This is a genomic window from Paenibacillus agricola (genome assembly GCF_011440305.1).
GTDB lineage: Bacteria > Bacillota > Bacilli > Paenibacillales > NBRC-103111 > Paenibacillus_S > Paenibacillus_S agricola.
Genome location: NZ_JAAOIW010000009.1, coordinates 264,102 through 277,154, shown reverse-complemented (window position 1 = coordinate 277,154; position 13,053 = coordinate 264,102). Strand labels below are relative to the sequence as shown.

The following is a 13,053-nucleotide window of genomic DNA, read 5'->3' as shown; positions in this document are numbered from 1 at the left end:
TTACATAATAAGGTTACGGCCTTAACATAACAAGTAAGAGAGGGGAATTGTGATGAAAATCCATTCACTTGGAAGAACGGGTTTACAAGTGACGAATCTTTGTTTAGGAACGATGACGTTCGGCAATCAGGCGGACAAAAAGACCTCTTTCGAGATTCTCGATAAAGCTTTTGCTGAAGGTGTGAATTTTATCGACACAGCCGATGTGTATCCAATTGGGCGGGCATCGTATGCAATCGCGGGTGCAACGGAGTCAATTATCGGAGAATGGCTGCAGGGCAAACGAGATAAAGTGGTTCTCACAACAAAGTGTTTTGGCGCGATGGGACCTGGGTCCAATGATAGGGGGTTGAGTCGGAAGCACATCATGACCGCCGTAGACGACAGTCTTCGCCGGCTAAAAACGGACTATCTCGACCTCTATCAAACCCACCAATTCGACCCAAGCACACCCATGGATGAAACGTTGCGCGCGTTTGATGATCTCGTTGCTCAAGGCAAAGTGCGTTACATTGGCGTATCGAATTGGCGTGCTTGGCAAGTGGCGAAGGCAAACGGAATTGCGGACAGAAAAAATTACGCCCGTATGGTTAGTGTTCAGCCGCGCTATAACCTTTTGTTTCGAATGATTGAGGACGACTTGGTCCCGATGGCACTTGACGAGGGGGTTGGAATTATTTGTTACAACCCCCTCGCTGGTGGCATGTTGACCGGCCGTTACGGGAGAAACGCGAGTGTCCAAGAGGGGACTCGTTTTGGGCTCGGGAACCATGCGGGTTTATTGTATCAGGAGCGTTATTGGCAAGAGGCGTCGTTTGACGCTGTTGAACGATACCAATCTTGGTGCCGAGAGCACAATTTTGATCCGGTCACGACGGCCGTACGTTGGGTCACACAACAACCAGGAATCACCTCTGCGATCATTGGTGCAAGTCGTCCAGAGCAATTGGACGCTAGCCTGCGCGCTGCCGACATGGATGAATTAACGGAAGAGGAGTTGGCGTGGCTCGATGGGCTATGGTTCTCATTACCTCGTCGTCGAGAGTTTAGTTAAGAGCAGTTTAAGAGCAGTTTAAGAGCAGTTTAAGATCAGTTTAAGATCAGACCACCTTCCCTCGTCATTAGAGAGTGTGATGGGCTTTACAACAAGCGGGCAATCAATGGCTCGGTAACCGTAAAATTAATATTTAATGCTCTTGTTGAACGAAGCCCTATTATTCGAAAGTGAGGAACAATCAAATGGAATATGTGAAACTTGGAAACACCGGTTTGGATGTATCACGGGTTTGTATTGGCTGTATGAGCTTTGGTGTAGCAGAGAGGTGGCATCATCCATGGGTGCTTGATGAGGATCGCAGTCGTCCTATTATTAAAAAAGCCCTTGAGTTTGGTATCAATTTTTTTGATACGGCGAATGTGTATGCAGACGGAACCAGTGAGGAAATTGTCGGACGGGCTCTAAAGGATTATGCAAATCGGGATGAAATTGTCCTGGCGACAAAGGTTCACGGGCTTATGCATCAAGGTCCAAATGGTGCGGGGCTTTCCCGAAAGGCAATCATGAGTGAAATTGATAAGAGCCTTACACGCCTGGGAACCGATTATGTGGATTTATACCAAATCCACCGCTGGGATTATCAAACACCAATCGAAGAAACGATGGAAGCACTTCATGATGTTGTGAAGGCGGGGAAAGCTAGGTATATTGGCGCTTCTGCCATGTACGCATGGCAGTTTCTGAAGGCGTTACATGTAGCGGATAAAAATGGATGGACCCGGTTTGTATCGATGCAGAATCATCTCAACCTCATGTACCGTGAGGAGGAGAGGGAGATGCTGCCGCTTTGTAAGGAAGAAAAAATCGGTGTGATTCCGTATAGCCCGCTTGCAAAAGGAAGATTAACGCGTGATTGGGAGGAAACGACACATCGTTCCGAAACCGATCAAGTGCAGAAAACCCAATACGATCCGACTGCAAATGCCGATCGATTGGTGGTAGAGCGGGTTGCGGCAATCGCAGAGAAACGTGGTGTCCCCCGGGCTCAAATTGCGTTTGCTTGGGTTCTGCAGAAAGAACCGGTAACCGCTCCGATTATCGGTGCTACAAAGATATCTCATCTTGAAGATGCGGTAGCAGCTCTTTCAATTAAGTTAACACCTGAAGAAATTGCGTTTTTAGAAGAGTCGTATGTACCGCACCCAATCATTGGTTTTAAGTAATCGTGTGCAATGAGGTTTAAAGTAGAAAAGGGGGCAATGCAGACGCAGTAATCTGGACCCCATGTCAAGGACACTTAAAAAAAGAGTGACGTTGATCAAGCGGACAATAGATGATTCCTGTATTGAACAGGGGTCATCTTTTAGCGAATAAAACGATCAATTTCAAGCTTAACCTCTTGTATAGAACGGCAACTGCGGTAATCATGGCTGCACTGATCCGAGTGGATAACCGGAATGGATGTGACCGGTATTGAAGAGCAAATCATCGCGTTATACGCCAAAGGCGTAAGTACCCGGGATAAGTGCAGCCATACTTTACCTAAGTAACCATTTTCTTATGAGATGTGGCTAAGGAAATGTTCTTTTGTGCTTTTTCTAGCCCCAACTATTTCTTCAGTTTCAACTTGATTCCATCAAAGCGTTGTCATCACCGTTTGTAAAATATCGAATATCTAAGAATAAGCGAGATTTCATGAGTAAAGTTACTCTTCATAGAGGGAGAATAGTGTAATAAGTGTGTACTTGGAAATCCCTTTTTACGGTTCTTTAACTTGTCTATTCTAAATAAATTGACTAAGTCGTAAAAATGAGAGAATCACCTTTAAAGGTGAGATCAATTATAAATTCCTTTCTAACAATGCCCCTACTCGTTGTGCCATGAAGTGAGGTGGGTAAGGCTTTCCATTCTTGAACCACCATTCCATTACCCCTACGATAGCCGCTCCTAAAAATTGAGTATCAACATCCTCACCGTCAGTTAATCCTTGATTGTTCCCTTCGGGCATATCGTTCTCTTTTTTCTTTAACTCTTGGAGGAAAAACTCAAGGAATCGATTGCGGAAAAAAGAGCTCCCTTTACTCGCTAGCATCGCGGAGAAGAATAAATAATGACTCTCAAAATACTCGAACCATAACAACACCGCATCCATATAATCGGCGTCATTGCCTGCCGAATCGCAGAGTTCCAGCAGCTTGTCAATATGTTCTTCGATGAGCTTATCCAAAAGATCAAATTTGTCCATGTAGTGAAGATAGATGGTTCTTCGGCTAACATCTGCCCTGTCGGAAATATCTTGTATCGTAATTTGATCAAAATTTTTTTCATTCATCAGTTTAATAACAGCCATTTTTATTGCTTCTTGGGATTTGCGTATCCTTCGATCGATCTTTGACACTTGAGAATCACCAGCTTTTCTGAAAATAAATACACAATTATAAAGGATTTGTAAACTAATGCACGGAACCTGCCTTTTTAATAATTGTAGACTTTCTATTTCTGTTTACAATTATACATAGTTGCTTCTTAATACACTAATGTGTATTTTATGTGCACATAAGCGGATAGAGTTAAACATAATCACCAATCGAAGGAGGAACATCTCAATGAAAATCGCGGTTATTGGAGCAACAGGGGCAACTGGGAGGAAAGTGATGGAGCGGGCTCTTGAATTGGGACATGAGGTTGTAGCCGTGGCTCGCCGGCCGGAAGTCATCACCCCCGCAGAGCGGCTCAGTACCCGGCAGGGGGATGTATTCGACGCGTCGAGTATGGCCAAAGCCATTGCCGGAACAGATGTGGTAATCAGTTGCATAGGTCCAACCAAAAACTTCTCGCCGGGTACCTTCATGTCCGAGGGAATCCCGAATATCCTTGCGGCAAACTTCTCGCCAGGTACCGTCATGTCGGAGGGAATCCCGAATATCCTTGCGGCCTGTCAGCGTACTGGAGTTAAGCGCCTAGTCATGCAGAGCGGCATTGGTCTGAGCGACGGGAAAGAACTTTCCGCAGTCAATCGGTGGGCAATACGCATTAACCGGCGCATCTTCTCGAAGGCGATCAAGGACAAGGCCATTGCCGAGCGTGCGGTGCAACGGAGCGACCTTGATTGGGTTATTGTACGACCGGCCGGACTTCGTGATGTGGCTGCCACTTTGAAATATACGGCAGAACCCTCAGCCCGCATCGCTCCGTTTCAGCCGCTCCCCTTCTCAGACTGTGCGGACTGCCTCGTACGGGCGGCGACGAGTGAGCCAACCTGGGTAAGGAAGATCGTTAACGTAGGGAGGTAATGGAGTTGACTTATAGGGAGCGCTAGTTCTCGTCGAACTCAACGCGATCCATGCTGCTTCAGAACGGCCGTGCTGCATTACTCCAGTGCCTTTTGCTCCGACAGCAGTTTCCAGATGTGATCGTTCAAGCTCCTCCAAGAGGAGGTAATCATTTCCATAGTGACACACAACCAGACCCATTCACTTTTTTGGGATATTTTTTGTTTGAGGAAAGCAAACCGTCTTATCAAATGGGGATGAATCTGATTTTGCGAAAGAGTTTTGCTGCGGGGACCGCGACTGGGGCTCGAAATGAGTGAGTATTCATGTATCCACACGGCGATTGAACAAACGAGCACGTTAGTTGAATAATTAGGGAGCAGATTGCCGTGGCAGCTGCTCCCTTTTTTTCATAGAGGGAGTATAGTGCAATAAACAGAACCGAACTATAGTAATATTAGGTGATAATTACCAAAAAAATTATTGATACTGTGGTGTGGACCTTCTTAACTTATCCGTCGGGTGTAACAATATAAAAGATCACTTGCCAGCCCCCTAGGATGACGGAATGTCTTTACTCCTCGAACACCGATTTTCTCGATTTCCGCAATCCGTAAGAAACGTTCGCTCGCATGGCGTGATAGGATTGAGATGATGAACGGCCTTGGCCAGAGGAGGATATTATTATGAACGTTATTGAGGATTGGAGCGGCGAATTGAAAAGGGAAGCCGAGTCGACGCGGTCGCTTCTCGAAAGGCTCCCGGAAGACAAATTCGCTTGGAGACCTCACCCGAGATCGATGTCATTAGGACAGCTCGCCCTACACGCTGCGGGAGTGCCCGGAGGGCTGGCTCTATTGCTGGACGAGGCGGTCAGCGAAGTTCCGGTCGTTCCGCTGCCGGAGCCGTCCACCCGGCAAGAACTGCTCGAAGCGCTGGAATGGAGCGTGTCTCTCGCCGAGAGCAAGCTTCGGGAATGGGGAGAAGACGGGCTAAGGGATACCTGGAAGCTCGTCAGCAAGGGGGAGACCGTCTTGGAATCGCCACGGATCGACATGGTGCGCACGCTGATGTTCAATCACGTTTATCATCATCGGGGTCAGTTGACGGTCTATCTCCGACTGCTCGGAATACCGGTTCCAGGGATGTACGGCCCCAGCGCGGACGAACAATAACGGTGATTCAGTGACCAGGACGCAGCCGCCACTCTAGAGCAGGTCGCACGCGTGGCGGTGGTCGGCACCGGCACTTTCTACCGTCACTTCCCGACGCGACGGGCAGATTAGTTTATATAAAAGGTTATAAGCAGTCTTGATAATTCTATAAGAGGTTGTTCAAAATTTTGATCACGAAGTCTCAGGAAGCTTATTTGGCATCGTAAAATATATTTTTAAAATATTATTTTTGAAAAAAAGCAACATTTTGGTTATTTTTGTGTACAATTTGTTCAATGAATCGATTCAGCTGGCATCTTAAGTATAGAAAGACCCAAGTAAGCTTGGTATTTAGGGGGCAGGCAGGTGCGTGAGCGTATGGAACGATTGGAAACGGGTGAACGGGTACAACAAATTCCAACAGGGCTTAACGAGCAGATGCTTGTGGAAAGGGCAAAACAAGGGGATACGGAAGCTTTTGGTGATTTGATACAGGCACACCGAGGTCGGGCAAAGGGTTGGGCGGAGCAGATGACCAGAGATTCGCATCTGGCGGATGACATCGTACAGGATGCACTCATTCGTGCCTTTCTCCACGTTGGTACATTGGCAGACACGAGCCGTTTTCTCCCTTGGCTGCACCGAATTGTGCACAATCAGGCCAATATGCGCTTGAGGCGCGGAGGTCCGTACAGAAGGGAGCGACCCGTCAGCGGGTGGACGGATGCGGATACTGCTGCAAGCGGGAAGATCGATTGGGAAAATCTTGACAGCATCCTGCATCATTTGAACGCGACGTATACGAAAGCAGCCGCTGAGGAGAGTGACCCTGCAGAGCTGCTGCTTCGCAAGGAGTTGAACGAGACGATCCACACGCTCCTGCATTGTCTGAACCGCAAGGAAAGGGGCATATTTGAGGCCCATTTCTTTCGGCAGCTGTCACCGGTTGAGATTGCCGAGATGTATCAGACAACGACCGGATCCGTATATACCTACCTCCATCGTTCACGACGTAAGCTTCGTCAGGCACATGTTCGCGTCATGCTGGATCTCCCTCCCAACAAAGGAGGAGTCGAATTGAATACAGTACAAAAAGTTCCCTTGCCTGAGTGGCCGGCAGCAGGTTCAGTCATGACGACGTTCGTTGACCGGATCGGACACATGCTTGCGGCAATGGGTGACAGGCGGACAATGGTCGAATTGATGGGTCGTTCAGAATTTGCTTTTCGTATGAAGATTTCAAATAAAACCTCGTATGCGGACGGGATTTATGTTTTTGACTGGAGACAGACGCTTCGTTCGTTTATGGATGAGCTTGGTTATGAGGTAAGCATCGTTTGCGGTCAGTTGTCTCATGCACCGGTGCCTTTGCTGGCGGCGGCAGAACGGTTTCCAGTCGTATTGCCGATGGAGGAGGCGATCCTTCCTTTTATTCGCAGGTATATTGATGAAGGTAAGCCGGTATTGTATTTCGATACTCTAGCGATATCTCCGCATATTCATGAGTGGGCGCTTATTTATGGGTACGACGATACCAAGCAGGAGGTCCATGTGACGGACGTCATGTTGCCTGAAGGGAAGCAGCTATCCTATGAAGATTTGGCGGAAAATCCACTGCGATTTGTGGCTGTGATTGATAGTAGGAAACCGCTCGCGGAAGCTGGTAATCAACGGTCTGAGGTGGGGCAAGCACTGCGGAAGCTGCAGGAAGTTGTACGTTATGCTCGTTCGGGTTGTTCCTATACGCCAATGACCGTCTACTTATGTTATACCTCAGGGCTTGCTGCGTATGACCGATGGATTGGGTTTTTGGAGAACTCGACGCTGCTGCCGAACCGCTATGGGATGGGCCATTTGACTGCGGTGTATGCAGAAGCGAAGCGCTATGCCGCGAAATATTTGAAGACCGTACCTCTGACTGGAGAACCGATGCGTCTCGTACTGCTGGCAGCTGAAGCTTATGAACAAGCTGCCGAATCACTGGAATCGGTGGGAGAGAGAGTTCCTTTTATACGAACTACGACCCCGCTCACGCAAGAAACCATGGTCATATGTGCGTCACTTTTGAGGAAAGCCAAAGAGTTTGAAACTGCTGGAGTCGGTTATTTGGAGAATGCGTTAAACTTATGGAATCGGGAGGAACATGAATGAGTAAACGGGAATTAAGATTTTTAACGCAATTCGAGAAAGTAGATCATTTAATGAGAGCCAAAACTTCTTTTGAGCAGGCATATCCTGATGTGGAGATCATTGTCGAACAGGCTGCAGATAACTTTGAATCGCTTCGGATGTTCAAGGCCGATGCACCGGACATTATGGATTCGGGCGGCTGGGGGTTATTCAATCACAAAGGCGTCTTCATCGATCTGCTGCCATACGTCAGGGAGACGAGGGGGCTTGAAGATGATTTGAATCCCGGAATTATGCGAGTAGCAACGAAGGATGGAACGCTGCCAGGTCTCCCAATAGATGTGTCCCTCCCCTTAATCCTCTACAAAAAATCGATGTTAGATGCCGCTGGGCTTGCTTATCCAACTGAAGATTGGACGTGGGATGAAATGATGGCAATGGCCAACAAGCTCACCATTCGCGGTGAGACCGGTGTCGCGAAGCAATTTGGTTTTGCTACGGGACCGGATATTGAGAACTACGAACCTTTTATTATGCGTAATGGCGGAAGCTATCTCTCCCCAGACGGAGCGACAGCCAGAAGCTATATCGATAGTGAAGCAACCATCGAGGCATTTCAGAAAATGATCGATATGTATCGCGAGCACCAGGCAGTACGCAAGCCGGGAGAGCCTTCGGAAGCTGGTCATTTACATCAAGGCTTTGCTCTCGTTTTTGGTTTTACATGGTTCGTAGGCGGATTGGAAAACAATGATCTGTCCGACCAATATGGGATTGTCGGATTGCCGCAGATGCCGGGCGGGACTGAAGCCAATATGATTTACATGGGCGGGTGTGGAGTTACGACGAAATCCAAGCAGCCTGAGCTGGCTTGGGCATTTATCCAGCATTACATTCTACAGCAGCCCCATAATTTCGAGCAGACTCGGGTTTTGCCGATCACAAAAACACTGGCAGAGCAAAGCGGTATGAGCGGCCACCGGTTATGGTCCCGATTTCTGAAGGAGCTGGACACGGTTCAGGTTAGCGGCTTTTATATCAGTGATAAATGGAACACGTCCCGCCAACTTATCAACGAAGATATCGTCAAAATGATAAACGAGGGTGCCGATGTGCGGCAAATGTTGAAGTCTTGGCATCGATACGCGTAACCTTTAATGAAAAATGGGTGGCCTCCTTCCTTTGGGATTGAGGGCTCCATTTGTTTATTTCAATTTATTGGTGATGCTTGTCCGACAATGCCTTGTACTGTTCGATGAAGCGAATTTAAGCAGACAACCCTGCGAAGCCTCCCTGTCGCTACTCGAGCTTAGCCTCTCGGGCCCGTGAAAATAAGAACGTTAGGCGTAATTCAATATTAGCTACGGATTAATATCCCCATGTAAACCGTTTTATCCCCCCTTGCTTTTTAATACAGAACACACATTCATAATACTCAAACCCATGTCAGACAGCTTTGACATACATATGAATCATTTTTGTGGATTTTAGGGTATAGAAAAGTTGGCATACACTGATATAGAAATCGTTGAAATAGCTTGGAACTCTGATGCGAAATACTTAATTTACACAATTTAATGTATATGTCATTGAATATGCTATCAGGGGGGCGATACTCAGAGCATGAGAAGTAACAACATGATCTTGTTCTTTGTGGGAGTTAAAGGCTTACCAACGCAGTAGACGCTGCAGTCCATGATGTTGATAAAAATGAGGGATCACCTAAACGACGATCGTAGAGAGGAAATCCGTTCTTTAGGATTGACAGGAGGACTTTATATGAAAATTCATTTTCTAGGTACTGCAGCTACAGAGGGCTTTCCGAATGCATTTTGCGGCTGTGAGCATTGCCTCCAAGCACGTAAGCTTGGAGGCAAAAACATACGTACACCATAAACTATCTTATTAAAATGATTTTTGGACGGGAGAATCCCATTCGGTTTTCCATCGATTTATTTCCGTAAACACATTCGAAAAGGCTTGTCCTTTTTCAGTAATTGAATATTCAACTGTCACTGGAACGGTAGGAAATACTTGACGTTTAATAATTTGATGTTCTTCTAAATTCCTTAATGTATCTGTTAAACCTTTTGTATTAATATTACCTAAATTTCTTCGCAATTGATTAAAACGCTGAGGCTCCTTTAAAAGCTCTGTTATCACTAGAAAAGCCCATTTTCCTGAAAAAAATTGCAAAACTTCAGAAATCGATGATATACAATTACTTTCAAACTTGGAAGATTCCAATTTTTTCATCTCCAATTCATTTTATGATTAGACCTAAAAATAAAGTAAGTGTTTTGAATTGCATTATAGTAAAAAATGTTTTGAAATGTCACTATGATGAGCGGGGGACGAGCCAGCGATTTGGTCAGAAGAAAACGCGTATTATTGATGGGTTTAACGGTCTTCGCGCTCGCTCCCTTGGCATGAATCCGGTCTGGGGGAGCGGCAGCAGGATCGGTCGTCGGGCGTTTGCTATAGGATTCCGAAACAATCCATTGCTATCCTCGAATTGATTTCCGTATTGGCAGGTATTTTCGCTTTGGTCTACGGCATTTCAATGCCGGATGTCGACGGAAGCTGGTCGGCGGCGAGATCGCCATGTTGATTATCGGGATATTGGTATTGGCCGTTTTCATGATGATTGAAAGATATGCTAAAAATCCGTTGACGTCTAGTATTATCGGGTTTTTGAAGTTTTCTTATACGACTAGCTTCAACTACTTCTTGACATTGTACTTCCATGAGCTTGGCTATTCGTCTTTAACTATCGGTTTGGCTTTCTTGCCGCTGGGGCTGACTTCCATCGTCGTAACACAAGTTACGCCTTTTTTTCATGCGTAAATTCAGTGCAAAAAAAGTTCTAATCGTCACGCAGACCATTTTAATTTTGAATAGGAGACACCACATATGATTCTTCGTGCCGCGCGTAACTTTATTTTTATAAAGCATATATAAAAAAATTGCCTTCTTATGAAAAAGATTAATACCTGCTATAGTTGGTTCCGAGGCAATTGATGCTTCAATGCATCCTAAATGAGAAGAGGTTATTCACTTATGTAGACACAGAATACTCAACCACTTCCTATTATTTATCTTTCGATACCCAACTTTTTGAAAAGTATCTTGGAGAAATTAACAAAACGAAGGATCGATCGTTTTAATAAAAAATAAGAAGGAGAGACATCTATATGACAAACAAGCAAGAAGTTATAAATGAGCAAGAAGTTATAAATGAGCAAGAAATTCTACTTGATAAAATCAATAAACTTGAACAAAGATACCAACGTTTGGAGGACATCGAAGAGATCAAAAAACTAAAAGCACGTTATTTTCGCTTTGTGGATGAAAAGAATTGGTCTGAGTTAGCAAAAATTTTTACGGATGATGTGAAACTTGAACCAGATGGACATGTGTTCAAAAACGGGGAAGAATTTAGCACAGTGATACGTGACCTTGTAGGAGCAGCGCCTACTGTTCATCATGGACATATGCCGGAGATTGATTGGATCGATGAAAATCATGCTAAAGGTATCTGGGCGATGGAAGATTTGTTGACTTTTCCTGACAAGGAGGGCGCTCCAGAAGGGCATAACGGGTATGGCCAATACAGGGAAACGTATGAGCGTGTAGAGGGTGTCTGGAAAATCAGCAATTTGGTTTTAACCCGATTCCGGATGGATCCTCTCGCTAACTGGAACACATCCCAATAAACTATCTCTTACGGCTGATTTCGTCCGTGCTGCTAAGGCGTCACCATTCATCTAAACGTTACGATTATGACAGCATCAAGCAGAAGCAGGGGGGCTTGCTTGCCCCTCAACAACTCTTGGAGCAAAGGAGAATGTGATTATGAAAGTAGAAGTTTGGACAGATATAATATGTCCGTTTTGCTATATAGGCAAACGTCGTTTTGAAGCAGGTTTAGAGAAGCTTGCTCATCCAGAGTCAGTGGAAATCGTTTATCGAAGCTTCGAACTAGATCCACATATGCAGGTGAATCCATCGGATGATGTCGCTGGGCTGGCTGCTGCTAAACAGGGATCGACTCGCGAACATATGAAGGCATTGCAGGATGATATTTCGAGGCGTGCTGAACAGGATGGTCTGAAATTTAACTACGATAAAGCCAAACCCACTAATACATTTAACGCGCATCGCCTGCTACAGTATGCCATGCAGTTTGGTAAAGCGGATGATTTGCTGGAAAGGCTGTACCGGGCATATTTCACAGATTCTTTGTACTTGGATGATCTGAATACCTTAGTTGACCTTGCCGTACAATCAGGTTTGGATGCTGAAGATACGACAGCGATGTTGGCAAGCGATCGATTCCGTGATGTAGTAATGGCTGATGAATGGGCTGCGAAACGAGCAGGGATACGCGGCGTTCCTTATTTCGTCATCAATGACAAATATGCCATCTCCGGAGCTCAACCAGCGGAGGTATTCGCAGAAGCGTTAGAGCAAGCTTGGAAGGAAGAAAACCCGATTATTCCATTTAAATCATCTTCTGTTGATCCTAAAGCTTCTCTTTGTGAAGATGGGACATGCGAAGTACCGAATAACGGTGATTAAATAACAATTATAGGGGCTCCAGGATCGGATCATAGGGTTAACTAGAGCAAAAGAAATCATAATCTCTTCTATCATTGCTCATTAGGCTATTTGAGCTTTTTGATCTCTTTGTTCGGGGTTGTGATCACGATAATCAATATCCCTGAGCACTACTTTTAGAAATTGGGAGGAAACATGGATACCACAATAAGAAGATTAGAGATGATAGAGACTTTCAACTACCGACATGCAACAAAAGAGTTCGACCCTGAGAAGAAAATTTCAGAAGAAGATTTCCGATTTATTCTAGAGGCTGGCCGGCTGTCTCCTAGTTCGGGGGGGAATGAGCCTTGGAAATTCCTTATTGTACAGAGCACCGAATTTAGAAGTGAATTAGCTCCGCATGCGTACGGTGCAGCGCGACAGCTTCCTTCATCAAGTCATTTCGTTTTAATTTTGGCCAGAAAAGGTCTCACTTTTGATTCTCCATATATGATAGAACATCAAACCCAAATACTGCAGATGCCCTTGGAAATTTTCAGCGGAATGGGAGAGGCTTATAAAAAATTTTATAATGACCTGCATCTAGATTCTGAAAGAGCTTTGCTGGACTGGTCATCAAAACAAACATACATTGCACTTGGAAATATGATGACGGCTGCAGCACATATTGGAGTAGATTCATGTGCCATTGAAGGATTCGAATTAGACGCCGTTAATGACCTACTTCAAAAGAGAGGGCTACTGGGCGAGGATGAATTTAGCCTTAGTGTCATGGTGGCTTTTGGTTATCGGATACGGCAAGGACGCCATAAGAAAAGACGCCCGATGGAAGATATCGCATTATTCGTTTGAGAAGGGGCGTAGAGTATACTCTCATTAAATAGTAGAGAATGGATTTCTCCTAAAATTCTTAACAATGGAGGAAGATACAAATGCA

At 45.5% G+C, this 13,053-nt stretch carries 11 protein-coding genes and 2 pseudogenes; 11 read left to right on the top strand and 2 right to left on the bottom strand.

Annotated features, from left to right (window positions below; translation table 11 throughout):
* Positions 1-52 precede the first annotated feature (52 nt).
* Together G9U52_RS23770 and G9U52_RS23765 are read left to right on the top strand one after the other, a co-directional pair.
* Positions 53-1,054: an aldo/keto reductase gene (locus G9U52_RS23770; protein WP_166153133.1), complete on the top strand. Its 1,002-nt coding sequence runs from the start codon at positions 53-55 to the stop codon at positions 1,052-1,054.
* Positions 1,055-1,239: 185 nt separating this feature from the next.
* Positions 1,240-2,220, top strand: coding sequence for an aldo/keto reductase (locus G9U52_RS23765; RefSeq protein WP_166153132.1), 981 nt, complete (start codon positions 1,240-1,242; stop codon positions 2,218-2,220).
* Positions 2,221-2,837: 617 nt separating this feature from the next.
* Here G9U52_RS23765 and G9U52_RS23760 read toward each other — a convergent pair.
* Positions 2,838-3,395, bottom strand: coding sequence for a TetR/AcrR family transcriptional regulator (locus G9U52_RS23760; protein WP_166153131.1), 558 nt, complete (start codon positions 3,393-3,395; stop codon positions 2,838-2,840).
* A gap of 208 nt (positions 3,396-3,603) precedes the next feature.
* Between G9U52_RS23760 and G9U52_RS23755 the strand changes: the two genes are divergently transcribed.
* The 6 genes and pseudogenes from G9U52_RS23755 to G9U52_RS41445 form a co-directional block, all read left to right on the top strand.
* Entirely contained in the window at positions 3,604-4,290 is a 687-nt protein-coding gene (locus tag G9U52_RS23755; RefSeq protein WP_166153130.1) for an NAD(P)-dependent oxidoreductase, read from the top strand.
* Between the two features lie 665 nt (positions 4,291-4,955).
* A complete protein-coding gene (locus G9U52_RS23750; protein ID WP_166153129.1) occupies positions 4,956-5,444 on the top strand; it encodes a DinB family protein in 489 nt (162 codons plus the stop codon).
* 33 nt (positions 5,445-5,477) lie between these two features.
* Positions 5,478-5,555 (top strand): annotated as a pseudogene (locus tag G9U52_RS41785) (hypothetical protein); the annotation flags it as partial.
* A 234-nt stretch (positions 5,556-5,789) separates the two neighbouring features.
* Positions 5,790-7,574, top strand: a complete 1,785-nt coding sequence (locus G9U52_RS23740) for an RNA polymerase sigma factor (protein ID WP_166153128.1) — start codon at positions 5,790-5,792, stop codon at positions 7,572-7,574.
* Positions 7,571-8,704: an extracellular solute-binding protein gene (locus tag G9U52_RS23735; RefSeq protein WP_166153127.1), complete on the top strand. Its 1,134-nt coding sequence runs from the start codon at positions 7,571-7,573 to the stop codon at positions 8,702-8,704. Before G9U52_RS23740 ends, G9U52_RS23735 begins: the two co-directional genes overlap by 4 nt.
* A gap of 628 nt (positions 8,705-9,332) precedes the next feature.
* A pseudogene (locus G9U52_RS41445) lies at positions 9,333-9,443 on the top strand (MBL fold metallo-hydrolase); the annotation flags it as partial.
* A 15-nt stretch (positions 9,444-9,458) separates the two neighbouring features.
* On the opposite strand, the gene G9U52_RS23725 reads toward G9U52_RS41445, so the two are convergent.
* Positions 9,459-9,800, bottom strand: a complete 342-nt coding sequence (locus G9U52_RS23725) for a winged helix-turn-helix transcriptional regulator (protein WP_375790279.1) — start codon at positions 9,798-9,800, stop codon at positions 9,459-9,461.
* 947 nt (positions 9,801-10,747) lie between these two features.
* Between G9U52_RS23725 and G9U52_RS23720 the strand changes: the two genes are divergently transcribed.
* From G9U52_RS23720 to G9U52_RS23710, 3 genes are all read left to right on the top strand, one after another.
* Positions 10,748-11,269 (top strand): nuclear transport factor 2 family protein, encoded by a 522-nt coding sequence (locus G9U52_RS23720; protein ID WP_166153125.1) that lies wholly within the window; start codon positions 10,748-10,750, stop codon positions 11,267-11,269.
* Between the two features lie 139 nt (positions 11,270-11,408).
* Positions 11,409-12,134, top strand: coding sequence for a DsbA family oxidoreductase (locus tag G9U52_RS23715; RefSeq protein WP_166153124.1), 726 nt, complete (start codon positions 11,409-11,411; stop codon positions 12,132-12,134).
* A gap of 174 nt (positions 12,135-12,308) precedes the next feature.
* Positions 12,309-12,968 carry an NAD(P)H-dependent oxidoreductase gene (locus G9U52_RS23710; protein ID WP_166153123.1) on the top strand — a complete coding sequence of 220 codons (660 nt, stop codon included), beginning with the start codon at positions 12,309-12,311 and terminating at the stop codon, positions 12,966-12,968.
* Positions 12,969-13,053: the final 85 nt, after the last annotated feature.